Annotated in this window: 24 protein-coding genes and 1 tRNA gene; 18 read left to right on the top strand and 7 right to left on the bottom strand. The window is 58.1% G+C overall.

The window, feature by feature from the left end:
* Positions 1-20: 20 nt before the first annotated feature.
* Both V6N02_RS13175 and V6N02_RS13170 read right to left on the bottom strand, forming a co-directional pair.
* A complete protein-coding gene (locus V6N02_RS13175; protein WP_371226064.1) occupies positions 21-257 on the bottom strand; it encodes an Lrp/AsnC ligand binding domain-containing protein in 237 nt (78 codons plus the stop codon).
* Positions 258-333: 76 nt separating this feature from the next.
* Positions 334-759: a tellurite resistance TerB family protein gene (locus V6N02_RS13170; RefSeq protein WP_371226063.1), complete on the bottom strand. Its 426-nt coding sequence runs from the start codon at positions 757-759 to the stop codon at positions 334-336.
* Positions 760-877: 118 nt separating this feature from the next.
* Between V6N02_RS13170 and V6N02_RS13165 the strand changes: the two genes are divergently transcribed.
* Complete coding sequence (locus tag V6N02_RS13165; RefSeq protein ID WP_371226062.1) at positions 878-2,452, top strand: lysine--tRNA ligase; 1,575 nt, start codon at positions 878-880, stop codon at positions 2,450-2,452.
* Between the two features lie 7 nt (positions 2,453-2,459).
* On the opposite strand, the gene V6N02_RS13160 is transcribed toward V6N02_RS13165, so the two are convergent.
* Entirely contained in the window at positions 2,460-3,122 is a 663-nt protein-coding gene (locus V6N02_RS13160; protein WP_371226369.1) for a DNA-3-methyladenine glycosylase I, read from the bottom strand.
* Positions 3,123-3,204: 82 nt separating this feature from the next.
* Here V6N02_RS13160 and V6N02_RS13155 point away from each other — a divergent pair, with 82 nt between their 5' ends.
* Positions 3,205-3,600 carry a c-type cytochrome gene (locus tag V6N02_RS13155; RefSeq protein ID WP_371226061.1) on the top strand — a complete coding sequence of 132 codons (396 nt, stop codon included), beginning with the start codon at positions 3,205-3,207 and terminating at the stop codon, positions 3,598-3,600.
* 8 nt (positions 3,601-3,608) lie between these two features.
* On the opposite strand, the gene V6N02_RS13150 is transcribed toward V6N02_RS13155, so the two are convergent.
* Both V6N02_RS13150 and V6N02_RS13145 read right to left on the bottom strand, forming a co-directional pair.
* Positions 3,609-4,364, bottom strand: a complete 756-nt coding sequence (locus tag V6N02_RS13150) for a hypothetical protein (protein ID WP_371226367.1) — start codon at positions 4,362-4,364, stop codon at positions 3,609-3,611.
* A gap of 97 nt (positions 4,365-4,461) precedes the next feature.
* Positions 4,462-5,136 carry a hypothetical protein gene (locus V6N02_RS13145; protein ID WP_371226060.1) on the bottom strand — a complete coding sequence of 225 codons (675 nt, stop codon included), beginning with the start codon at positions 5,134-5,136 and terminating at the stop codon, positions 4,462-4,464.
* A 119-nt stretch (positions 5,137-5,255) separates the two neighbouring features.
* Between V6N02_RS13145 and parE the strand changes: the two genes are divergently transcribed.
* The 3 genes from parE to V6N02_RS13130 all read left to right on the top strand — a co-directional run bounded on the left by parE (position 5,256) and on the right by V6N02_RS13130 (position 8,637).
* Complete coding sequence (gene parE, locus V6N02_RS13140) at positions 5,256-7,214, top strand: DNA topoisomerase IV subunit B (RefSeq protein WP_371226059.1); 1,959 nt, start codon at positions 5,256-5,258, stop codon at positions 7,212-7,214.
* A 71-nt stretch (positions 7,215-7,285) separates the two neighbouring features.
* The gene (locus V6N02_RS13135) at positions 7,286-7,918 is read left to right on the top strand and encodes an MT-A70 family methyltransferase (RefSeq protein WP_371226058.1); all 633 of its coding nucleotides are present in this window, start codon (positions 7,286-7,288) and stop codon (positions 7,916-7,918) included.
* 2 nt (positions 7,919-7,920) lie between these two features.
* A complete protein-coding gene (locus V6N02_RS13130) occupies positions 7,921-8,637 on the top strand; it encodes a BglII/BstYI family type II restriction endonuclease (RefSeq protein ID WP_371226057.1) in 717 nt (238 codons plus the stop codon).
* 41 nt (positions 8,638-8,678) lie between these two features.
* On the opposite strand, the gene V6N02_RS13125 is transcribed toward V6N02_RS13130, so the two are convergent.
* Positions 8,679-8,753, bottom strand: a tRNA-Thr gene (locus tag V6N02_RS13125).
* An 86-nt stretch (positions 8,754-8,839) separates the two neighbouring features.
* Between V6N02_RS13125 and V6N02_RS13120 the strand changes: the two genes are divergently transcribed.
* From V6N02_RS13120 to rpsD, 11 genes are all read left to right on the top strand, one after another.
* The gene (locus tag V6N02_RS13120) at positions 8,840-8,995 is read left to right on the top strand and encodes a hypothetical protein (RefSeq protein ID WP_371226056.1); all 156 of its coding nucleotides are present in this window, start codon (positions 8,840-8,842) and stop codon (positions 8,993-8,995) included.
* A 5-nt stretch (positions 8,996-9,000) separates the two neighbouring features.
* The gene (gene murA, locus V6N02_RS13115) at positions 9,001-10,269 is read left to right on the top strand and encodes a UDP-N-acetylglucosamine 1-carboxyvinyltransferase (protein ID WP_371226055.1); all 1,269 of its coding nucleotides are present in this window, start codon (positions 9,001-9,003) and stop codon (positions 10,267-10,269) included.
* The gene (locus V6N02_RS13110; protein ID WP_371226054.1) at positions 10,266-10,736 is read left to right on the top strand and encodes a DUF2948 family protein; all 471 of its coding nucleotides are present in this window, start codon (positions 10,266-10,268) and stop codon (positions 10,734-10,736) included. The genes murA and V6N02_RS13110 overlap by 4 nt, the downstream gene beginning before the upstream one ends.
* 27 nt (positions 10,737-10,763) lie before the next feature.
* On the top strand, positions 10,764-12,065 hold the full coding sequence (gene hisD / locus V6N02_RS13105) for a histidinol dehydrogenase (protein WP_371226053.1): 1,302 nt from the start codon (positions 10,764-10,766) through the stop codon (positions 12,063-12,065).
* 109 nt (positions 12,066-12,174) lie between these two features.
* On the top strand, positions 12,175-12,654 hold the full coding sequence (locus V6N02_RS13100; protein ID WP_371226052.1) for a UPF0262 family protein: 480 nt from the start codon (positions 12,175-12,177) through the stop codon (positions 12,652-12,654).
* Between the two features lie 5 nt (positions 12,655-12,659).
* Positions 12,660-13,121, top strand: a complete 462-nt coding sequence (locus V6N02_RS13095) for an arsenate-mycothiol transferase ArsC (RefSeq protein ID WP_371226051.1) — start codon at positions 12,660-12,662, stop codon at positions 13,119-13,121.
* A complete protein-coding gene (locus tag V6N02_RS13090; RefSeq protein ID WP_371226050.1) occupies positions 13,118-13,510 on the top strand; it encodes a ketosteroid isomerase-related protein in 393 nt (130 codons plus the stop codon). Before V6N02_RS13095 ends, V6N02_RS13090 begins: the two co-directional genes overlap by 4 nt.
* Entirely contained in the window at positions 13,507-14,091 is a 585-nt protein-coding gene (locus tag V6N02_RS13085) for a GNAT family N-acetyltransferase (RefSeq protein WP_371226049.1), read from the top strand. Before V6N02_RS13090 ends, V6N02_RS13085 begins: the two co-directional genes overlap by 4 nt.
* A gap of 77 nt (positions 14,092-14,168) precedes the next feature.
* Positions 14,169-15,311, top strand: coding sequence for a M24 family metallopeptidase (locus V6N02_RS13080; RefSeq protein ID WP_371226048.1), 1,143 nt, complete (start codon positions 14,169-14,171; stop codon positions 15,309-15,311).
* A 140-nt stretch (positions 15,312-15,451) separates the two neighbouring features.
* Positions 15,452-16,516, top strand: coding sequence for a Hint domain-containing protein (locus tag V6N02_RS13075; RefSeq protein ID WP_371226047.1), 1,065 nt, complete (start codon positions 15,452-15,454; stop codon positions 16,514-16,516).
* A 145-nt stretch (positions 16,517-16,661) separates the two neighbouring features.
* On the top strand, positions 16,662-17,282 hold the full coding sequence (rpsD, locus tag V6N02_RS13070) for a 30S ribosomal protein S4 (RefSeq protein WP_371226046.1): 621 nt from the start codon (positions 16,662-16,664) through the stop codon (positions 17,280-17,282).
* 109 nt (positions 17,283-17,391) lie between these two features.
* Here rpsD and V6N02_RS13065 read toward each other — a convergent pair whose 3' ends face one another.
* Positions 17,392-20,553: an ABC transporter transmembrane domain-containing protein gene (locus V6N02_RS13065; RefSeq protein WP_371226045.1), complete on the bottom strand. Its 3,162-nt coding sequence runs from the start codon at positions 20,551-20,553 to the stop codon at positions 17,392-17,394.
* 232 nt (positions 20,554-20,785) lie between these two features.
* Between V6N02_RS13065 and hisC the strand changes: the two genes are divergently transcribed.
* Both hisC and V6N02_RS13055 read left to right on the top strand, forming a co-directional pair.
* Positions 20,786-21,871, top strand: coding sequence for a histidinol-phosphate transaminase (hisC, locus tag V6N02_RS13060; RefSeq protein WP_371226044.1), 1,086 nt, complete (start codon positions 20,786-20,788; stop codon positions 21,869-21,871).
* Positions 21,868-22,785 carry a prephenate/arogenate dehydrogenase family protein gene (locus tag V6N02_RS13055; protein WP_371226043.1) on the top strand — a complete coding sequence of 306 codons (918 nt, stop codon included), beginning with the start codon at positions 21,868-21,870 and terminating at the stop codon, positions 22,783-22,785. Before hisC ends, V6N02_RS13055 begins: the two co-directional genes overlap by 4 nt.
* Positions 22,786-22,833 lie beyond the last annotated feature (48 nt).

Below are 22,833 nucleotides of genomic sequence, written 5' to 3'. Positions count from 1 at the left end.
GTTTCTCTCCCTATAAAGTCTCAGAACGCCTTGAAGGTCAGTGTAGTTTCCGTGCGCTCAATCCCGTCGATATCCAGAAGGTTCTCATTGATAAAATGGCCCACATCCTCTGTTTCGGGGATGTAGAGCTTGAGCAGAAGATCAAATGGCCCGCTGGTCGAGTAAAGCTCGGAATGCACTTCACGCAGCGCAATCGCCTCGGCGACGCGGTACGAACTGCCCGGCTTGCACCGGATATTCACAAAGACGCAGCGCATGTCATGCCCTCCTGATGTTGATCCGCGTTATTTAAACGCGAAATACGCTGAGAAGGGAACGGGAAATGACAAGAAATCAGGCGCTCAGATGCCGCGCGCGGGCCCCGCGTTCGATGGCGGCGGCGTGCAGGCGGTCGATGTTCAGCTCATAGCGGATTTCTTCCAGCAGGCGCAGCTCGGTCTCTTGCAGGGTGCCATCAGCGGCGGCCACATCACAGGCCAGCGCATAGGCTGTTTCGTAAAGATGCTCGGGCAGGTTGTCGCGCACCAGGCCGAACAACGCATCCAGCCCCTCCTCGACGCTGAACAGGTCAAATACGGTTTGCGCCATGATATGCATCCGGTCCAGATCATAGGCACCGAAAATAGGCAGGTTGTTCACCGCAGATTGGATTTTCACCAGTTCGGCCGTGCGGATATCTTCATCCGAGGCCGAAACCGCGATCATGACCGCCACAAGGCAATCCTGCGGGCTGAGAGGGTGGGGAATCTGCTCACTCATAATGCGTCCTTTCAAGGCGTGTTGCAGTGCAGAATATTGACTGTACGCGCCCTCGGCAATAGGAAGCGGCGTGCTGTCTTGCGATCCCCGCAAGAGGCCGTCAATCCGGAGTGATCCCATGTCTGCGACCCGCGACGCTGCAATGCAATCGAAAGCCTGGCCTTTTGAAGAAGCGCGCCGCGTGCTCAAACGCTATGAGAAGGGTGCGCCCGAGAAGGGCTATGTGCTGTTTGAAACCGGATACGGGCCCAGCGGGCTGCCCCATATCGGGACGTTCGGCGAAGTCGCACGTACCACCATGGTGATGCGCGCCTTCGAGGTGATCAGCGATATTCCAACCAAGCTGATCTGTTTCTCCGACGATCTGGATGGCATGCGTAAGGTGCCCGGTAACGTGCCGGATCCTGCCCAACTGGAGCCTTACCTGCAGATGCCGCTGACCTCGGTGCCTGATCCGTTCGGCACGCATGAGAGCTTTGGGCATCACAACAACGCCATGCTGCGTCGGTTCCTTGATACGTTCGGGTTCGAGTACGAGTTCATTTCAGCCACCGAATTCTACAATTCCGGTCGCTTTGACGAGGTGCTTCTGCGCGCGGCTGAGCGATATGACGATATCATGAAAATCATGCTGAAGTCGCTGCGCGACGAGCGGCGCCAGACCTATTCGATTTTTCTGCCGATGCATCCTGAAACGGGGCGGGTGATGTATGTCCCGATGAAAGAGGTGAACGCCAAGGATGGCACCATCACCTTTGACGATGAGGACGGCAAGGAATGGACCCTGCCGGTGACCGGCGGCAACGTAAAGCTGCAATGGAAGCCGGATTTCGGCGCGCGCTGGGCCGCGCTGGGTGTGGATTTTGAGATGTATGGCAAGGACCATTCCACCAACACGCCGATCTATGACGGCATCTGCCGGGTCTTGGGCCACCGCCCGCCCGAGCATTTTACCTATGAACTGTTTCTGGATGAGAACGGCCAGAAGATTTCCAAGACTTCGGGCAATGGCGTCAGCATCGACGAATGGCTGACCTACGCGGCCACCGAAAGCCTGTCTTACTTCATGTATCAAAAGCCCAAAACCGCCAAGCGGATGCATTTTGACGTGATCCCCAAGGCCGTGGATGAGTATCACCAGCAGTTGCGCGCCTTCCCGGGGCAGGACATCAAACAGCAGCTGAACAATCCGGTCTGGCATATCCATGGCGGCGATGTGCCCGAAAGTCGGATGGTGGTACCCTTCTCGATGCTGCTGAACCTTGCCTCAGTCAGCCATGCCCATGACAAGGAGACGCTTTGGGGATTCATCCAGCGTTATGCGCCGGAGGCCAGCCCCGAAACCAATCCGGATATGGACGCGGCGGCCGGGTTCGCGGTGAAGTATTACGAAGACTTTGTGGCACCGCAGAAGCAATATCGCGCACCCAGCGACGCAGAGCGCGAGGCGCTTGAGGCCCTGCGTGTCGAGTTGGCCGCGTATGATGGCCCGGCAGATGACGAGGCACTGCAATCGATCGTCTATGCCGTCGGTCGCGACCGGTTCGACCCGTTGCGCGATTGGTTCAAGGCGCTTTACGAGGTGCTGTTGGGCGCCAGTCAGGGTCCGCGGTTTGGCGGTTTCATTGCGCTATACGGGGTGACGGAAACCGTGCAGCTGATCGACGATGCACTGGCGGGTAAGCTGGCCTGAAGCCAGCTCAGACCGACAGTGCCAGAACCCGGCTGATTTCCGTCAGAGAGCGATCGGACTGCTCCATCCAGGTGTTGAATGCCGCCTGCACGGCCCTTAGCGCTGTTTTGGAGGTCGCAGGCTTGTCGATCACCCGTTCGGCGATCAACCGGGCCGTGACATCCGGGCTCAGCATAAAGCTGTCACGTCCCATGAACCGCATGGCATATTGCGCCGAATTGCCGCCCAGATGCGATCCACGCTTTTTCAGCAGGTTCAGAAGGCCGATGAAATCCTGAGACGGCCATTCGCCCAACACTTTGCCAACCCCACCCTCGTGGCGCAGCTCCAGCAGGAAGGCGGCGTTGTCACGGACTGTGGCGATCTTGATCGGATTGCGCACAATCGCGGTGTTGCGCATCAGCGCATCGAATTTCTCGTCATCCATGAACGCACATCGGCCGATATCGAACCTCTCAAAGGCGTCTTCAAACCCGTCCCATTTCGCCTCGATCACTTTCCAGCTGAAGCCAGCCTGAAAAATGCAGCGCGTCATCGTGGAAAGCCAGCGATCCTCGGGTATTTTTGCCAACTCCGCCGCGGATTTAGGGCGCTCCAACAGGGCCTCCACAGCCTTCGCTCCGCCTTTGCGGTCTGCTGCTATCTCGTAAATCTCGCCGAAATGTCGCATGGCACGTCCTTTCATTGACGCAGATTTTGCCTGCGGGTACCAAAGGGTGCAACTGACAATTCTGTACAGTTTGGGAGGCGACATGCGGTTTTGGGGATGTGTTGGAGTTCTTGTTGTGGCAACGGCCTGCACGCAAGTGTCGATGCCCGAAGCACCCGAAGGCGAGCGCCTGTTTGCACAGAATTGCGTTCAATGCCACGGGACGTCGGGCACGGGCGATGGCCCGTGGTCCGTGGGGATGCGCCCCGCTCCGGCTGATCTGACGGCTTTGTCGGTTGATGGGGTCTTCCCCCGCGCACGGGTGCTTTCGGTGATTGATGGTTATGACCGTACCGGGTTGCCGGGCCAGACGATGCCGGAATTCGGCCTGTTGCTGGAAGGCGATACCGTGCCGATTGATGTGGGGGATGGCGTGTTGACGCCCACACCCCGGCCTCTTGCGGCGCTGCTGGCCTATCTCGAAAGCATCCAGGAATAACGCTTTGGCTAGCGGCTGATCAGTTCTACCACTGATTTGCCCAGCCTGAACGGGGCGGCGAAACTGACCAGGCAAATTGCGATGATCTGGATCAGCAGGATATAGGCATTCTGCTGCAGGTAATCCCACTCTTCTTTCAGGGTGCTGACCTGCTCGATCAGGGTGTCGTAGCTGGAGGCGAGGATACGGAAATCTGCGGCAAGCGTGGGGTCGGCGCTCTGAATATCGGTCAGCGCGGCGGTCGTTGCGTCATCCAGCGTAGCGAAGATCAGCAACTGATCCGGATCGAACTGATTGGCCGTTTCCATCGTCTCTGTCATGGCAGGGCCTTTATCGCGTGATCCAAAAAAGCTTAGGCTTTGCAAGGGGCTGACCTGATCCGTGATGGCAATAAAGAGTGGCAGATCGCTGTTTTCGGCGGTTGAGGCTGAAAGGAAATCTGCCTTGTCACATAATACAGCCACCGCATCCCCGGCAGGGGTTTCGCAATAGCGCAGCCGGAATCGCGCGGCATCGCGATCAAACGAGGCGGTTGCGGCAAAGGCCACGTCGATCTGGCGGTCAATCTGGCTGCTGTCGGCCTTGTATGTGCCCGCCAGGACCGCCACCAGCGCGCCAAATCCGCCCAGCACGACCCAGACCAGGTCTGCAACCAACCAGCCACGATGCCCCGCCGGTTTGCGCAGCAAAAAGGCGGTGCCAAGGCAACCGGATGCAAAAAACGCGATCAACAGGATAAGCTGATTTTCGATGATGAACATGATGCCCCCGATCTCGGAGGTATTTAGGGATCAGTACCCGCTTGGAACAAGAACGTTTCAGAGCGCGCGCGGTATCGTGACCTGAACCGTGCGGTACCCCTTAGCGACAGATCCCCCGGGTTTCGGCCTCGGGCCAGGGCAGGTGCACCTTCTCCGGTATCACCAGATCGCCCATCGGAAACGCCCCGCTCAGCATCTCTTTCAGACGGGCCGTGCGGGTGGCCTTCGGGTCAAGCGCAGCACAGCAGACATACTCCTCGACGATCCCTGCCTGTTGCTCGTAACCGTAGTCCAGAAAATCGTTATCGGTTGATATATCAAAAAGATAAGGATCGTCACTGCGGGTATGCTCGCGCCCCGCCCGCCACGGTGTAAAGCCTGTCTTTTTCCGGTTTTGCCACTGCCAGACATGCGTGATCTCATGGGCAAAGATCATCGCGGCGAACAGGTTCATCTCTTCGGGGTAATTCGCCATGAAATCCTTGAGGTAATAGGGCTGCGTGTAAAACACCTTGTTGTAAAGTGCGATGGCCGCAGGCCCGACTGTCACCATCTCTTCCTTGGGTTCCGGGAAAATCCGCTCGCGACAGGCCAGGCGTGGGCGCTTTTCCCGCTGATAGGTGATCGATCCAACCAGCGCCCCCTGCACGAACCTGACCCGCCCGATGTCAAGTTCCGATCCGTGGATGGACTGAGCAAACCGTGCCTCGGACACGGTCAAAGGGCGGCCACAGGCCGCCAGAAACAGCAGAGACAGGAGTAGGATCGCGCGCATAAGGCGAACCGTAACAGGGGATTTTTCCCGAGGCGAGGGGGGAATGCACGCGCTTTGGTCTTTTCCCATCGCGACGGTGCTGGCATACTGCGCGGAACCAACAAAAAAAGAGCAGCGGTATGAACGATCTTTTGGACGCCACCCAGGACAGCGCGGAATACGATGCCTCCTCGATCGAGGTGCTTGAGGGGCTGGAACCAGTCCGCAAACGCCCGGGCATGTATATCGGCGGCACGGATGAGCGCGCGCTACACCACATGGTGGCCGAGGTGCTGGACAACTCGATGGACGAGGCGGTGGCGGGCCACGCCACGCGGATCGAGGTGGAATTGCATGAGGATTACGCCCTGACCGTGCGCGACAATGGTCGGGGTATCCCGATTGATCCGCATCCCAAGTTTCCCGACAAATCCGCGCTTGAGGTGATCCTGTGCACGCTGCACGCAGGCGGCAAGTTCTCCGGCAAGGCCTATCAGACCTCGGGTGGTTTGCACGGGGTAGGGGCCTCGGTGGTCAATGCGCTAAGCGATTCCATGGTGGTGCAGGTCGCGCGTGACAAGAAGCTGTATGAACAACGGTTTTCGCGTGGTCTGCCTCTGGGCCCGCTGGCCGAGATCGGCGCAGCCCCCAACCGGCGCGGCACCACGGTGACCTTCCATGCGGATGAAGAGATTTTTGGCCATCACCGGTTCAAACCCGCGAGATTGTTCAAATCCATTCGCTCCAAGGCTTACCTGTTCTCGGGCGTCGAAATCCGCTGGAAATCGGCGATTGACGATGGCGAAACCCCGCGCGAAGCGACCTTTCACTTCCCCGGCGGGCTGTCTGATTACCTGACCGAAACGCTGGGCTCGGCGTCGACCTATGCCGATGTGGCCTTTTCCGGCACGGTCGATTTTCAGGAGAAGTTCGGCGAACCGGGCAAGGTGGAATGGGCGATCAACTGGACCCCGTCGCGCGATGGGTTTCTGCAAAGCTATTGTAACACCGTGCCCACGCCCGAGGGCGGCACCCATGTGGCGGGCTTCTGGGCGGCGATCCTGAAGGGGATCAAGGCGTATGGCGAGTTGATCAACAACAAAAAGGCGGCGCAAATCACCCGCGACGACCTGATGTCGGGCGGTTGCGCCTTGGTCAGCTGTTTCATTCGCGACCCGGCTTTCGTGGGCCAGACCAAGGACCGTTTGTCGACCGAAGCGGCGCAGAAAATGACCGAAGGAGCCGTGCGCGACCATTTCGACAATTGGCTGGCCGCCGATACCAAATCGGCCGGGGCGATCCTTGATTTCCTTGTCCTGCGCGCCGAAGAACGCCTGCGCCGTCGGCAGGAAAAAGAGACCGCACGTAAAAGTGCCACCAAGAAGCTGCGCCTGCCCGGCAAGCTGACTGATTGTTCCTCGAAAGATCGCGCTGGCACCGAGCTGTTCATCGTAGAGGGCGATAGCGCCGGTGGGTCCGGCAAGGGCGCGCGGGATCGTAGGACGCAGGCTTTGTTGCCGCTCAAGGGCAAAATCCTCAACGTGCTGGGGGCGGCGAGTTCCAAGCTGGGCAGCAATGCCGAGATTTCGGACCTCTGCGAAACGCTGGGCTGTGGCATCGGCACGCGGTTCAATATCGACGATCTGCGCTATGAAAAGATCATCATCATGACCGACGCGGATGTGGACGGCGCGCATATCGCTTCGCTTCTGATGACGTTCTTCTTCACCCAGATGCGCCCTCTGATTGACGCCGGGCATCTCTATCTGGCCTGCCCGCCGCTCTACCGCCTGACCCAAGGGGCCAAGCGGGTGTACGTCGCCACGGATGCCGAGAAAAACGCGCTGATGGAAAAGGGCTTGGGCGGCAAAGGCAAGATCGATGTGCAGCGGTTCAAAGGCCTGGGCGAGATGGACGCCAAGGATTTGAAAGAAACCACGATGGACCCGAAATCCCGCAAACTGATCCGCGTGACGATTGACGAGGACGAACCGGGCGAAACCGGCGATCTGGTGGAGCGTTTGATGGGGAAAAAGCCCGAGCTGCGGTTCCAGTACATTCAAGAGAACGCGCGGTTCGTGGAGGAGTTGGATGTATGAGCTTAACTAAATATTGATAATTTGGCCCGCATTTGTTCTATATACAGTAGTAACTCCTGAAAGAGAATCTAATGTCACATGAAGCGCCGGATGAACTACGTAAGTTTTTGGAGGGCCAAAAGTTTGCTACAGTCATGGCTGACCCGCCTTGGCGCTTTACCAATCGCACTGGTAAGGTTGCGCCAGAACACAAACGCCTCTCACGCTATCCGACCATGACACTTGAAGACATTTGTAGTCTCCCAGTTGCTGAGCATCTTGAGGATAAGGCACATTGCTATCTCTGGGTGCCTAACGCACTGTTGCCTGATGGCTTGCAAGTCCTCTCGTCTTGGGGGTTCCAATACAAGTCCAACATCATATGGCACAAAGTACGTAAGGATGGCGGCTCCGATGGGCGCGGTGTTGGGTTCTACTTTCGCAATGTCACCGAAGTTGTGTTGTTCGGTGTTAGAGGAAAAAATGCTCGAACTCTTGCACCAGGTCGTCGCCAGGTGAACCTGTTCAGCACTCGAAAACGCGAACATTCACGCAAACCTGATGAGCAATACGACATTATCGAGTCATGCAGTTGGGGACCTTATCTCGAGTTGTTTGGCCGTGGTGTTCGCAAGAACTGGACGGTTTGGGGAAATCAGGCTGACGACGATTACAAACCTACTTGGGACACATACAAGTACAATTCCGGCGTTGCCGCCGAATAGTTATGACAGATGATGATACATCGTCAGGGGATGTGGCCGATGCGGCCATAGTTCTTGAAACTATTTTTCCCGAAGATATTAGAGAGCGTTTTGAGCTGTTTAGCTATCGCAATGCTGCTGGAATTCTCAAGTCGAGTTTTCCGCTTCAGTTCAATCAGTTGATAGAAGCTCTGCGTCGTTTTGAAATCACCAAAACGATGATCCGCTCTCCGGGTGGTAGCAAAAGTGAGATCGCTTCATACGTAGACACTTTGTTTGACGATGAATGGGAGGAAACCCGCATATCCGCTGATCTGCATGTCAAATTGGTACACGCAAAGCAGAAGAATCGCATTCTACACCAATATACTCGTGAGGGTTTTCTAGACGGCCATCGAATTGATTTCGTCAAAGGCAAAGTGGCGCTGGACCTCGAGTGGAATAGCAAAGACCAAACTTATGACCGGGATTTGTACGCCTTTGCAGCATTCTATGATGCCGGGGCGATTGATGTTGGTGTTATTTTGACGAGAGGATCTAGTCTGGACAATCATTTTTTCAGGAGTTTGGGAAAAGTTCTGAAGAAAGACGGCGGCGTTGGGACTGAAGACGTCTACAAAAAATATGGTGCCTCAACCACTTGGATGGGCAAGCTTTTATATAGGCTAGATGCGGGGCGGAATGGTGGATGTCCAGTTTTGGCGATCGGCATCACACCCAGAAGCGTAGCTGACAGATAACTCACCATCAGACAGTGACGCCGAACAATTGTTGGAGAATCTGGTGCTGTTGGGGAGGATTGAACTCCCGACCTCGTCATTACCAATGACGCGCTCTACCACTGAGCTACAACAGCGAACCGTGGCGCGCTGATTAGACCCTTATGCGCTTTGGTGCAAGGGGTAACTGGACCCTTTTTGACACCTGCGATAGAGAGGGGCCATGACAAAACCAAAACCCGGCAAACCGGCCCCGAAAACGGGCGAGACGCGCGAAGACAGGCTGAAGGCTGCGTTGAAGGCCAATATGGGACGGCGCAAGGCACAGGCCCGCGCCCGCGCCGAGGATAAGCCGCTGGATAATAAAGGTAAAAGGTAGAGCAGATGGATTCGATTATCGTCACGGGCAATGGCCCCCTGAATGGCCAGATCCCGATTGCGGGGGCCAAGAACGCGGGTCTGACGCTGATGCCGGCCACGTTGCTGAGTGAAGAGCCGCTGACCCTGACCAACGCGCCGCGCTTGTCAGATATCAAGACCATGACCGAGCTGTTGCAGTCGTTGGGCGCCGAGGTCACCTCGATGCAGGACGGGCAGGTTCTTGCCATGTCGAGCCATGATGTGAACAACCACGTCGCCGATTATGACATCGTGCGCAAAATGCGCGCCTCGAACCTTGTGCTGGGGCCGATGCTGGCACGACTGGGCCATGCGGTGGTTTCGCTGCCGGGTGGCTGTGCGATTGGCGCGCGGCCGATGGATTTGCACATCGAGGCGCTCGAGGCGCTAGGTGCTGAGATCGAATTGAAAGACGGCTATCTGCACGCCGTGGCCAAGGGCGGACTGAAAGGGGCGGTGCACGAGATGCGGTTTGCGTCCGTGGGCGCGACTGAAAACGTGCTGATGGCCGCGACTTTGGCCAAGGGCACCACGGTTCTGAAAAACGCCGCACGCGAGCCTGAGATCGTTGATCTGGCGGATTGCCTGCGGGCGATGGGCGCGCAGATCGAAGGGGATGGCACTCCTGAGATCACCATTCAGGGTGTGGATCGGTTGCACGGGGCCACCCACCAGGTTGTCACCGACCGGATCGAGTTGGGCACCTATATGCTGGCCCCGGCGATTTGCGGGGGCGAGGTGGAGTGCCTTGGCGGGCGGATCGATCTTGTTGGTGCGTTTTGCGAGAAACTGGACGCTGCGGGGATCAGCGTGAGCGAGACCAAGAACGGTCTGAAAGTCACCCGCACCAATGGCCGCGTGAAGGCGGTCGATGTCACGACCGAGCCATTCCCCGGCTTTCCCACCGACCTGCAGGCGCAGATGATGGCGCTGATGTGCACCGCCGAGGGCACCAGCGTTCTGGAAGAGAAGATCTTTGAGAACCGCTTTATGCATGCCCCTGAATTGATGCGGATGGGTGCGCAGATCGAGGTGCATGGTGGTCATGCCACGGTGACAGGTGTGGAACGCCTTAAGGGCGCGCCGGTGATGGCCACCGACCTGCGGGCCTCCGTATCTTTGATCCTTGCGGGCCTTGCGGCCGAGGGCGAAACGATTGTGAACCGTGTCTATCATTTGGATCGCGGGTATGAGCGCGTCGAACAAAAGCTGGGCGATCTGGGCGCGAAAATCGAACGGGTGCAGGGCGTATGAGCAGGGATGCAACATTTGAAGACGGGCGCGAGGCACCGCTGAACCTGGGCGCGATGGATGGTGAAGACCTCAAGGTGATTTCATCGCTGGGGCAGGACGCGGTGTTTCCGATCACCGAAATGACCTGGCGCGCGGTGGATCATCGTTTTGCGCTCCTGCTCAATCGGTTTCGCTGGGAAGATGAAGGACAGGCGCGCCATGGTCCCGAGCGGGTGAGATCGGTTCTGGCCATCGATAACGTGCTGAAAGTGGCCAGCCAGGGGATCGACCGGTCTGACCCGGACATGATCCTGTCGCTGCTCAGCGTCACGTTTGAACCGGGTGATGATGGCGCGGGCCATGTCTTGTTGACCCTCGCGGGGGATGGCGCGATCCGCCTCGAGGTCGAGGCGCTTGAAGTGACGTTGCGCGATGTCACGCGGCCCTATCGGGCTGCGTCGGGCAAAACCCCTGATCACAAGATTTGAGTCGCTGAACGCCGATAAGGAACGCCAATGCCGATCTATCTGAACGCCGCTGATCCCGAGTTTGAATCCCAGTTTGCCGCCCTTCTCGGGGCCAAGCGCGAGGAATCGCCGGATGTGGATGCCGCCGTGGCGGACATCATCGCCAATGTGCGCGCGCGTGGCGATGCAGCTGTGATCGAACTGACCGAAAAGTTCGACCGGTTGACCCTGACGCCCGACACGATCCGCTTTTCCGAGGCCGAGATTGACGCCCATATCGCCAATGTGCCCGAGGCGGAACGCGCTGCACTGGAACTGGCTGCCGAGCGTATCCGTGCTTATCACGCGCGGCAAATGCCGGCCGATGAGGCTTGGGAGGATGAGAGCGGCGCAATGCTCGGTTGGCGCTGGACGCCGGTCTCGGCTGCCGGGCTGTACGTGCCGGGTGGCTTGGCATCCTACCCGTCCTCGGTGCTGATGAATGCGATCCCGGCCAAGGTAGCAGGGGTCGAACGGTTGGCCATCACCGTGCCCACGCCGGATGGGCAGGCCAATCCGCTGGTCTTGCTGGCCGCGCGCCTGTCGGGCGTGGATGAGGTCTATCGTATCGGTGGGGCGCAGGCGATTGCCGCGCTGGCTTACGGCACGGAAACCATTGCGCCCGTTGATAAGATCACCGGGCCGGGCAATGCTTTTGTGGCGGCGGCCAAACGCCGGGTGTTCGGCAAGGTGGGCATTGATATGATCGCCGGGCCGTCGGAAATCCTGGTGATCGCGGATGGGGATAACAACCCGGACTGGCTGGCGCTGGACCTGCTGAGCCAGGCGGAACATGACGAAAGCGCCCAGTCGATCCTAGTCACGGACAGCGCCGAACTGGCGCGGGCCGTTGATGCCTCGGTCAGCAAATTCCTCGAAACACTGGAGCGACGTGCGATTGCCGGGGCCAGCTGGCGCGATTACGGCGCAATCATCACGGTGCCTGATCTGAGCGTTGCAGCAGAGCTGTCAAACCGTGTTGCCCCTGAACATCTTGAGCTTTGTGTGGCCGATCCGGACGCTTATTCCCGAAAGATCACCCATGCCGGGGCGATTTTTCTTGGCGCATGGACGCCCGAGGCCATTGGCGATTATGTCGGCGGGCCCAACCATGTGCTGCCCACGGCCCGCTCGGCGCGGTTTTCTTCGGGCCTGAGCGTGATGGATTTCATCAAGCGCACCACTCTCGCGCTGATGACACCGGCCGCCCTGCGCGCCATTGGCCCGGCGGCCGAAACCTTGGCGCGATCTGAAAGTCTTGAGGCGCATGGATTGTCTGTCACCGCGCGTCTGAAACACCTGAACGACTGAACGCCGTGGCCGGAACGCCTCGCTCTAGCCGTGAAGAGCGGATGCCGCATTGCCCCGCCTTCGCGGCTGCGCTAGGCATTTGTCAGATTTTCGTGCGAAAGACTTCAAGATGACCCGCATCTGCCATATCGCGTTGGATGACGCCAACCTGCCGCCCCCCACGCCCGAGATCGAGCAAGAGCGCAAAGTCGCCATGTTTGATTTGATCGAGGACAATACGTTTGCGCTGCCCCAACGGGATGACCGCGTAATGCCCGAGGGTCCTTACCGAGTGGGCCTGTCAATCCGCGAAAAGCGGCTGGTGTTTGATATCCGCACCGAGGCCGAAGAGCCGGCTGCAGAATTTCATCTGTCGCTGTCGCCGTTCCGCCAGGTGGTCAAGGATTACTGGGCGATTTGCGAAAGCTATTTCGATGCGGTCAAGAACATGCCCCCCAGCCAGATCGAGACGATTGATATGGCCCGGCGCGGCATTCACAACGAGGGCGCGCGCATCCTTGAAGAGCGGCTGGACGGCAAGGCCGATATTGACAATGACACGGCGCGGCGCCTGTTCACGCTGATTTGCGTGCTGCATTTCGGGGCCTGAACCATATGGTATCTGAACTTCCCCAATCGGTGCTGTTTTGTTGTGATCACAACTCGGCTCGCTCACCGATTGCCGAAGGGATCATGAAGAAATTCTATGGCACGGACACCTATGTCCAATCCGCCGGGGTCAAAAGCGAACGCGACATTGACGGGTTCAGTGTGGCGGTCTGCCGCGAGATGGGGGTCGAGTTGGAACGCCACCGCACCCGCAGCTTTGACGAGATGGAGCAATGGGGCGATGACCTCAGCTCGTTCGATCTGGTGGTCGCGCTCAGCCCGGCCAGCCAGCGGCGCGCGCAGGAACTGACCCGTGTTTTTCATCTGGACGTGGTCTATTGGCCGATCATGGACCCAACGGGTCTGGGCGAGACCCGCGAGGCCAAGTTGGATGCGTATCGGCAGACCCGCGATCAGATTATCTCGCATCTCAAAGACAAGTGGGGCGAACCGAGGAGCGATCTGTGAACGACACCGTCAAACAGTACTTTGAGGCGTTCAATGCCGGGGATGTAGATGCCATGTTGGCGTGTCTGGCCGAGGATGTGGCCCATCACGTCAACGAAGGGATTGTGCGCACCGGCAAAGAGCAGTTTCGCGCCTTTTGCGAGCATATGAACGCGCGCTATCGCGAAACCCTGACCGATATGGTGATTTTCGAGGCTGAAAACGGCACCCGTGCGGCGGCGGAATACATCGTGAATGGCACCTATCTGGACACTGATCCGGGCCTGCCCGAAGCGAGAGGTCAGAGCTACCGCCTGCCTGCGGGATCGTTCTTTACCCTGCGCGACGGGCTGATCACGCGCGTGGTGACCTATTACAACCTTGCCGATTGGACGGCGCAGGTGTCGTGATCCGGGTTGCGCGGCTGACAGGGGCTGCGCTGGAAGACGCGCTGGACGATCTGGCGCAGCTGCGCATCGAGGTGTTCCGGGTCTTTCCCTATCTCTATGACGGTGATGTGGAATACGAGCGGCGCTATCTTCAGACTTATCGCGATAGCGAAAACGCCATTCTGGTGGGGGCGTTTGATGGTGACCGGTTGGTGGGGGCGTCGACCGGCTCGCCCATGGAAGAGCACGCGGGTGAGTTCGCCGCGGCTTTTGCCGGTCAGAACATCCCGCTGAGTGATATCTTCTACTGCGCGGAAAGCGTGCTGTTGCCCGAATACCGGGGGCAGGGGATTGGCCATGCCTTTTTCGACGAACGCGAGGCGCACGCCCGGGCCCTTGGCCGCCGCTATTCTGCGTTTTGTGGTGTCGTGCGCCCCGCTGATCATCCGTTGCGTCCCGAAAGGTACCAGCCACTGGACGGGTTCTGGCGCAAGCGGGGCTATGCGCCTTTGGATGGTGTGATTGCGCATTATCGGTGGAAAGACCGGGATCAGAGTGGCGAAACGAATCATCCGTTGCAGTTCTGGATGCGCGAGTTGTAGCGCACGCTGCGCATTATTTTCTTGCGGGGCCATTCTGACCCGTCCAACGTTGCGCATCCAAGGACGGAGCGCCCATCATGCACAGTAACCCTTTTTCTGATCAGGAACTTGCCCGTCGCGTGGCCGCAACCCAGGCCGCAATGTCAGAGCGAGGTGTGGATATCGCGCTTCTATCGTCGCCTGAGAACATCTTCTACCTTATCGGGTTGGATCACTGGGGCTATTTCGCGCCGCATGTCCTGATCGTGCCTGCCGAGGGAGACCTGACACTGGTCACGCGTCAGATGGAGCAGGTGGCGATCCGCAACATGGTGCGCAATGCCGTTTTTGTGGGACACAGCGATTCTGAGAGCGCAGCGGATGTTGTGATATCACAGCTTTCCGGGGCCACCACGGGGAAGACCATCGGTATCGAGGCCGGGTCGTCTGGTCTGGCCTATGCCATGGGGTCGCAGTTGAACGAGGGTATTTCAGCAGGCGCCTGGCAGGACATCACCGGGGTGGTGGACAAGTTGCGCCTCGTTAAATCCCCGGAAGAACAAGGCTTCATGCGGGCGGCCGCTAAGGCGGCGGATGCGGGCACACAAGCAGCGATTGATGCCATTCACGACGGTGCTCGCGAGGTGGATGTGGCGGCCGAATGCCTGGCAGCGATGACGCGCGCCGGGGGTGGCCCGCCCGGTTTCGGTCCGTTCCTGCGCCCTGCCTGGCGCATGGCGGAAGAACACACAACATGGGGCGACGGCGTACATCGTGAGGCTGTCTTTCTGGAAGTCGCGGGTTGTGTCGCACGCTACAACGCGCCCATGGGGCGATTGGTTTCGATTGGCCATATCTCGGACGAAGATGCGCAGATGGCCGAGTTAAGCCAGATCGCCTTTGAAGCGGTGATGGCTGCCTTGCAACCGGGGATACGGGCGCGGGATGCTTACAACGCATGGCAAGAGGTGGTGAATGCCGCCGGGATGCCCGAATATCGCCGTCATCACTGCGGGTATCTGGTGGGCATCGGCTTCCCGCCCAGTTGGACAGGAGGGCCACGGGTGACCGGGTTGCGTCATGACTCGGACCTGGAAATCAAGGAGGGGATGACCTGCCACCTAATGTCCTGGTTCACGGAAACCGGGCGCGGCAATTACTTTGTGTCCAACACCGTTCTGTTGGGTCCCGATGGTGCGGAGGCGCTGACAACAACCCCGCCGGGACCCTTTGTAAAGTAACGGCTGGCAGGTCCCTTATGTGGGGCTGGCGTGACGGTTTCGAGAATTTTTCGCGAAAAACGAATCAGGGGGCTTCCCACGGTGATTCGCGGCTGTTAACCTTCCGGTAATAAAAAGAATAAAGAGGCAGCATACAGGCAATGAAAACGGGCTTTCGTGGCACGTTTGTCATCTCCTGGTCGCAGACGGAAGTGGACGGTTTAGAGGCCGCCCCGGTCCAGTCTTTGGACGTGGGCACGGCGTGGTCCTGGCGCGGAGAAGTTGTGCGCGTTGACGGGCCAAGTGAGTTATTGCGACTCGAGAATGCAGACGGCGAACAAAACAGCCGCAAACGCGCTGCGCGCATGGTGCGCAGGTTGGTGGGTGCGGCACGGACAAACACCAAGGATCTCAGCAAGGTCGAGATTGACGAACCGCTGATGGATAGCGGCTTCGTGGTTACGGATGGCGCACAAAGCTATACTGTCACCCTGATCGAAGTTGGGGGAGGTGCTCCGCCCTTGCTGATCTTTATCGACGAAATTCCGCCGCGTGGCACGGAAATGTGGGTGGTTCACCACACGCTTCAGGGTCACGCCAGTGGATCAACCGGCCCTGACACGGGCGGTGTGATTTGTTTTACTCCGGGCACGCGGATTGAAACTCCTGACGGCCCGCGCCTTGTCGAAGAGCTGCGTGAAGGTGACTGGGTGCAGACCAAGGACAATGGCGCGCAGGAAATCCAATGGCTTGGAAGCCGGCGGATGAGCGGCGCGCGCCTGTTTGCGATGCCCAAGTTGCGGCCCATCCGTATTCGTGCGGGTGCTTTGGGGGTCGAGCGTCCGGATGAGGAATTGTTGGTTTCCCCCGAACACAGGATGCTGGTTTCGGGCGACGTTGCGCAGGCGCTTTTCAATACGCCCGAAGTGCTGGTTTCAGCCAAGGATTTGATCAACAACTCGACCATCACGGTCGATCTGGCGGTGCGAGAGATCACGTATATCCACATGCTGTTGCCCCAGCATCAGATTTTATGGGCCAATGGTGTGGAAACGGAAAGCTTTCATCCCGCCAGCACGGCACTGTCCACCCTTGCCGAAGATGACCGCAAGCGGTTGGTCGATCTGCTGCCGGCGCTGGAATATGAACCTCACGCCTATGGCAGTTTTGCACGGCGCAATCTGAACGGATCCGAGGCGGCCATTTTGACGCACGAAGCGGCCTGAACCGGGGCCGCATCACGCATGGTTGACACTGGCTGACGGGCTTGTATAAGCGCGGCTTCATTGGTGTTGGTGGCCCCCGCAAGGGGATGCCTGTCGGGAGCAATCCAAAGGACAACGCCCTTCACATCTAGGAAGGAGATCAGCCGTGACCAAACGCACGTCTGCCAAGTACAAAATTGACCGCCGGATGGGTGAAAACATCTGGGGTCGTCCGAAATCCCCCGTCAATCGCCGCGAAAGCGCGCCCGGCCAGCACGGCCAGCGCCGCAAGGGCAAGATGTCAGACTTCGGTCTGCAGCTGCGTGCCAAGCAGAAGCTGAAAGGCTACTACGGCGATCTGACCGAGAAACAGTTCCGCCGCATCTTTGCCGAGGCCGAGCGGGTCAAAGGCGACACCGGTGAAAACCTGGTGGGTCTGTTGGAACGCCGCCTGGACGCTGTCGTGTACCGCGCCAAGTTCGTGGCCACCGTGTTTGCGGCCCGCCAGTTCGTGAACCACGGCCATGTCCGTGTGAACGGCAAGAAGGTCAACATCCCCTCCTACCGCGTGAAAGAGGGTGACGTGATCGAAGTGCGCGATCGCTCCAAGCAAATGACTGCCCTGCTGGAAGCCGTTCAACTGCCCGAGCGTGATGTTCCTGATTACATCGATGCCGATCATTCCAAAATGACCGCCACCTTCGTGCGCACACCGGCGCTGGGCGATGTGCCTTACCCGGTGATGATGGAACCGAACCTCGTCATCGAATTCTACGCACAGAACTAACCGCGCTGCGTTAGTTCGACGAAACGGGCGGCCCCTTGTGGGCCGCTTTTTTCGTTTCTCAGGCAACGGCTAAGCATCGAGGAAGGTCATAGCAGCCCGTTTCTCACCACTATTCTCTGTTATCAAATTCCGTGAAATCGATGCCCTTACTGGTGGCGTACTCGTGCGCTGCTCGTGATCGATCCGCGGCTTCCATAAGGTGGCTTGCGACAGTGCGCAGCAGGCTGCCCGCGACCTTGGCGTCATGTTCGACAACCGCCATAAGTTCAGTTGCGCCGATACGAAGAAAGACACTGTCTTCAATGGCGATCAGGTCCAATTGACGATCATCTTCAAGAATAGCCGCAAGATCACCGATGATCCGACCTGGCTCTACTTCGGTCACCAAACGCGCATGGCCGTCTTCGGCGGGCCAGTACAGACCAGCCCGTCCTTTGACACACAGGAACGCCGCGTCTGCGGTTTGCCCGGCCGCAAAAATTTTCTGCCCTGATTTGGCCTTGTACCACTGGCTGCTGAACGCCAGCAAACGTTGCTGTTTGCGATCAAGGTCGCCAAACAATTCGGTCTGGTCGATGGCCTTGAGTTTTCGGTTCAGATCCTGACGCGCATTTTCATCCTCCGGACGGTCCGCTTGCTCTACACCGTTGATCTGCCCATCCAGTATTTCGACAAACAGGTCGTAATCTTGCGGGTTATGGAAGTTGGTTTCGATGAAAATCTTGGTTGCGTCCGGCATCAACCTGCTGATGCGCTGCCTCATTTTTGCCCGAGCAGCGCTGTCGTGGCTGGCCAGGGCATTTCCGAGAATAAGGATATCGGGTTTCTTTATACCTGCACGGCTGAAAGCGATGCGTTCACGGAACACCGCCGGAAGGTTTTCACCGCCCGGCGTTGTGTCCACATCAAAAATGGACTGAGCTGCCAAACGCCTCAATCCAGCCTCCTTGATGACCTCGACCACGATGTCTTCAATCTGTTTTTCCCGCCCACCAGCCATGTTTGAAATACGGCCAAAGATCGTGTTCCCCAGAACTGTCATCACAGGGAAGTATCGCTGTGGATCAATCGGTTCAAATAGGCCTTCAAGCTGCGAAACCAGACGCTGCGCGCTTGCCTTTCGGATTTCGAGGACTCGTTCTTTGAAATCATCGCTGAATGCCGGGCCGAATTGTTCGGCAGAAAACGCGAAAGGCACGGTCAGCATCAGGGCAAATTCCTCTTTGGAAAGCCCGGCGGCGCTCACTTTATGCCATTTGGCCAGAATTGTGCGGAGTTGATCATAAAGACCGTCATCCATATTCAAACGTAGGAATAAGGGATGGTCGGTCCCATCCTCGCCAAAGGTGGCGGCCAAGCCTTCGATCAGATCGACCGACATTTGCGCCAATTCGCCCACAATACCCTCCTCCTCCAGAATTCGAACGAAATTCGCATCCTGGGCAAGGGTTCTTTGTGTCAGCATTTCGGTTGGCAATGCGTATAGAAGGTTGCTGCCCAAAGGGGAGACCGGGTTGAATTTATTAGGATCAAAGGCGTAGACGATGTCGCCCATGCCTGCCTCGGCCAGGCGTTTGGCAACCTCGGGCCGCAGCTTGACGATGGCGTCTGCAAATTCCTTCTGGGTGTTTGGATTAAGATGAGATCGCAAGGCACGCCGCACCATGAAATCATCGATTCCCATCGCCTCAACCAGCTGAAACCACCACTCGTGGATGGCGTCGGCTGTTTCCAATCCGGCGGCACCTGGATCGACCCATTCCAACTCGAAGGGATCCAAACTGTTCCCAGACCGCTGAGCTTCTTGCTGCCAGTCCGTGATGTTCGCAGGCAGGTCACCCTCAAGGACGGGCTTGCGCTTGAATGGTAACATCAGATTGCCACCCAGAGTGCCCTGAAAGATATGTGGCTTGGAATGCGCATAACCAATGCGGTTGGCCACCACAGTCTGATGCAGATCGTTCAGGTTGTGGCCGGCAATCCGCACTGTGCCGCGATGGGGGATGATTTCACGCGTCAAGACATCGGCAAAAGCCCGGGCGGCGGTTTCGCTCTTTGCCTTGACGGCCACGCGCGCCCCTTGCGGGATGGTGAGGTTGATATCCTCCAGTATCTTATGCCCTCCGTCGTCGATCACGGTGAGGTTATGGAGTTCAATGTCACCCTTCAGGCTGGGAAGGGCATCGGGCGTGCCGTCGAACAGTTCGTCCCGGACAAGCGTTTTTGGCGCGAATTTCTCGGTCACAACGCTCCAGCGAAGCGCCATGTCCTGAGTTTGATTGTAGTACATCAGAAGCTCTTTCCACGGCGACGACAGATCTTTGTAAGCCGCAAGTGCGGCCACGAGTGCGCCGACCGAAATCTGCCCCTTGATGGCCAGGTATCCTCCAACCGAGTAGAAAAAGAAGGGTGTCAGCTGATTGATGAAGTTGTTCAGAAACTTCATGAAGAATTTCTTTTGGTAAATCTCGAAACGGATCTTAAACAGATGTCCCAAACGATCAGAAAACAGTGACATCCGGTAACGCATGCCACCATTCGTTCGAATGTCGCTTACCCCTGCGGCGGTTTCCCCGATCTCCGTCGCCAGTCTGCGGACTTCCTGAATGCGTTTCTTGTTCAACTGGTTGATCTGTCGCTGAAGCATGGGGATGAGCCACGCCTGGAGTGGGATCAGCGCGACAGACGCCAGCCCGAACCAGACACTCTGGGCAAACAGAAACGCCAAAATCGTCAGCATCTGGCCCGCCTGGAACACCGGCTGAGATATCATATCCCCCATAAGCCCGCCCATGGGTTCCGCTTCTGAGGTGATCATTGAAACCAGCTCTCCCTGGCTGGTTGTCTGGAAGTACGGACGCGGGAATCGTAAGACGCGGGTCAACATCTGAAACCGGAACCGCCGAAGAAGCCGTTCAGCCAGAACGCCTTTCATCGTGTTGAGGCGCATCTTCAATAACCCGTTCACCAGCACGGCCAGAAGGAATGCAAAACAGAGAACCATCAGGAACCGGACCTGGCTCAATGTCACGCCAAGAACCGTGATGTCCTCTCCGGTCCCGCCGATCGCGTCGTTGATAATGCGCTTTGGCAACTCCAGCGAGATATAGAGCACCGGAAATGTCAGGATGGTGACCGCCAGCAATACAAGCTGGCTGCGCTTGGAGTGCTTCCAGATGAACTGAAACAGGCTTTTTTCCATGTATTCGAATTCCTTTGACGGGATACCATTCATGAAAACATGAAACTGGACTTCTACATCAGCCCGCACGGCTCTGGTGCAAAGTAACGAACCTGATCGTTTCCAGTCTGGTGAGGACCATTCATCTACATTTCACAAAAGGGCACCATTGCATATTGGATTTTTTGATTGTTTGGACAACTCTTGGTGATTGCCGATTGGGTATGCGTGACAGGCTTGTAACACTGCGCTTGCTGTGCTGCGTTTGGTGCTGGCCTTGATTGCGAACCGTCGCTAGAACCGCGTGGGAAGGAGCGAACGGATGACCAAGATCACACCACAGCCCGGCATTCTGGATATCGCGCTTTATCAGGGTGGGGCGTCACATATCGAGGGGATCACGAATGTGACCAAGCTCAGCTCGAACGAAAATCCGTTCGGGCCCAGTGAAGCTGCCAAGAAAATCTATCAAAAACTGGCGTTCGAGCTGCATCGCTATCCGTCCTCTGACCATGCTGGCCTACGCGCGGCGATCGGTGATGTGCATGGCGTCGATCCTGCCCGTGTGATCTGTGGTCAGGGCAGCGACGAGATTATCGCCTTTCTCTGTCAGGCCTTCGCCGGTCCGGGCGACGAGGTTGTCCATACCGAACACGGCTTTGCCATGTACCGGATTTCGGCCATGGCCAACGGTGCCACTCCTGTTGAGGTGCCAGAACGCGAGCGCGTGACGGATGTGGACGCGATTCTGGCCGCCTGCACGGAACGCACGAAACTGGTGTTTCTGGCCAATCCTAACAATCCCACCGGCACGATGGTGGGCGAGGCCGAACTGGCCCGTCTGGCGCGTGGGCTGCCCGAGCAGGTTCTGCTGGTGATCGATGGGGCCTATGCTGAATATGTCGACGGCTATGATGGCGGTGCCGCGTTGGTCGATGCGCGCGAAAACGTTGTGATGACCCGCACGTTTTCCAAGATTTACGGGCTGGGTGCCTTGCGCGTCGGCTGGGGATATGGCCCGCAACATGTGATTGACGTACTCAACCGCGTGCGGGGGCCGTTCAACGTCAGCCAACCCGCCTTGTCTGCCGCCGAGGCGGCAGTGCGCGATGCAGTCTGGACCACCAAATGCCGTGAGGACAATACCCGCCTGCGGGCCTGGCTTGCCGAGGCACTGGCCGAGCATGGCGTGCCTTCCGACACCTCGACGGCGAATTTCATCCTTGCCCGTTTTGCCAGCCAGGACGAGGCCGAGGCCTGCGATGAGTACCTGCAATCTGAAGGCATCATCGTGCGTCGGGTCGCGGGGTATAACCTGCCCCACTGCCTGCGTATTACCGTCGGCGACGAGGCCGGTTGCCGCCGTGTGGCCCATGCCGTGGGCAAGTTCATGGAACGAGCACGATGACACAGATCTACGACCGCGTGGCCCTGATCGGACTGGGTTTGATCGCCTCGTCCATGTTCTGGGCGATGAAACGCACCAACCTGGCGGGCGATGTCACGGGCTATGCGCGATCTCAGGCCACACGAGACACGGCGCGCAGGATCGGGCTGTGTGACCGGGTTTGCGACAGTGCTGCCGAGGCGGTTGAGGGTGCCGACCTTGTTGTGCTTTGTGTGCCGGTGGGTGCGATGGGCGCCGTCGCCGCCGAAATCGCTCCGGCACTCAAACCCGGTGCGACTGTCAGCGATGTCGGTTCGGTCAAGCGTGAACTGATCGACGCTGTCGCTCCGCATCTGCCGGACAATGTTCATTTTGTCCCTGCGCACCCGTTGGCAGGGACTGAACATTCGGGTCCCGAGTCGGGCTTTGCCGAACTGTTTGACGACCGTTGGTGCCTGATCGTTCCGCAGGAGGGAAGTGATCGCACCGCCGTTGAGACACTGGAACGTTTCTGGCAGGGGCTTGGCTCGAACACCGAGGAAATGGACGCCGATCACCACGATCTGGTTCTGGCTGTCACCAGCCACGCACCGCACCTGATCGCTTACACGATGGTGGGCGTGGCCGACGATCTGCGCCGGGTCACCGACAGCGAAGTGATCAAGTACTCCGCCGCCGGGTTTCGTGACTTCACCCGGATTGCCGCCAGCGATCCGACCATGTGGCGCGATGTTTTCCTGAACAACAAGGACGCGACGCTGGAAATTCTTGGCCGATTTACGGAAGAATTGTTTGCCCTGCAGCGCGCTATCCGCACCGGCGACGGCGATCACCTGCATGACTATTTCACCCGGACACGCGCAATCCGCCGTGGTATTATCGAGGCTGGGCAAGATACTGACGCACCAGATTTTGGGCGCGTGAAAAAAGGGTGAACCTATGCGAGTGATGCTTCTTATCCCGTTGGTTTTAATGGGATGTTC

The organism is Roseovarius conchicola (assembly GCF_041403425.1).
In the GTDB taxonomy this organism is placed as follows: Bacteria; Pseudomonadota; Alphaproteobacteria; order Rhodobacterales; family Rhodobacteraceae; genus Roseovarius; species Roseovarius conchicola.
Note: the sequence above shows the minus strand (reverse complement) of the source record. Positions and strands in the feature narration are given on the sequence as shown.

Coding starts and splice junctions, on each gene's coding strand:
- V6N02_RS13175 (WP_371226064.1), bottom strand. CDS start 257: ATGCGCTGCGTCTTTGTGAATATCCGGTGCAAGCCGGGCAGTTCGTAC.
- V6N02_RS13170 (WP_371226063.1), bottom strand. CDS start 759: ATGAGTGAGCAGATTCCCCACCCTCTCAGCCCGCAGGATTGCCTTGTG.
- V6N02_RS13165 (WP_371226062.1), top strand. CDS start 878: ATGTCTGCGACCCGCGACGCTGCAATGCAATCGAAAGCCTGGCCTTTT.
- V6N02_RS13160 (WP_371226369.1), bottom strand. CDS start 3,122: ATGCGACATTTCGGCGAGATTTACGAGATAGCAGCAGACCGCAAAGGC.
- V6N02_RS13155 (WP_371226061.1), top strand. CDS start 3,205: ATGCGGTTTTGGGGATGTGTTGGAGTTCTTGTTGTGGCAACGGCCTGC.
- V6N02_RS13145 (WP_371226060.1), bottom strand. CDS start 5,136: ATGCGCGCGATCCTACTCCTGTCTCTGCTGTTTCTGGCGGCCTGTGGC.
- parE (WP_371226059.1), top strand. CDS start 5,256: ATGAACGATCTTTTGGACGCCACCCAGGACAGCGCGGAATACGATGCC.
- V6N02_RS13135 (WP_371226058.1), top strand. CDS start 7,286: ATGTCACATGAAGCGCCGGATGAACTACGTAAGTTTTTGGAGGGCCAA.
- V6N02_RS13130 (WP_371226057.1), top strand. CDS start 7,921: ATGACAGATGATGATACATCGTCAGGGGATGTGGCCGATGCGGCCATA.
- V6N02_RS13120 (WP_371226056.1), top strand. CDS start 8,840: ATGACAAAACCAAAACCCGGCAAACCGGCCCCGAAAACGGGCGAGACG.
- murA (WP_371226055.1), top strand. CDS start 9,001: ATGGATTCGATTATCGTCACGGGCAATGGCCCCCTGAATGGCCAGATC.
- V6N02_RS13110 (WP_371226054.1), top strand. CDS start 10,266: ATGAGCAGGGATGCAACATTTGAAGACGGGCGCGAGGCACCGCTGAAC.
- hisD (WP_371226053.1), top strand. CDS start 10,764: ATGCCGATCTATCTGAACGCCGCTGATCCCGAGTTTGAATCCCAGTTT.
- V6N02_RS13100 (WP_371226052.1), top strand. CDS start 12,175: ATGACCCGCATCTGCCATATCGCGTTGGATGACGCCAACCTGCCGCCC.
- V6N02_RS13095 (WP_371226051.1), top strand. CDS start 12,660: ATGGTATCTGAACTTCCCCAATCGGTGCTGTTTTGTTGTGATCACAAC.
- V6N02_RS13080 (WP_371226048.1), top strand. CDS start 14,169: ATGCACAGTAACCCTTTTTCTGATCAGGAACTTGCCCGTCGCGTGGCC.
- V6N02_RS13075 (WP_371226047.1), top strand. CDS start 15,452: ATGAAAACGGGCTTTCGTGGCACGTTTGTCATCTCCTGGTCGCAGACG.
- hisC (WP_371226044.1), top strand. CDS start 20,786: ATGACCAAGATCACACCACAGCCCGGCATTCTGGATATCGCGCTTTAT.
- V6N02_RS13055 (WP_371226043.1), top strand. CDS start 21,868: ATGACACAGATCTACGACCGCGTGGCCCTGATCGGACTGGGTTTGATC.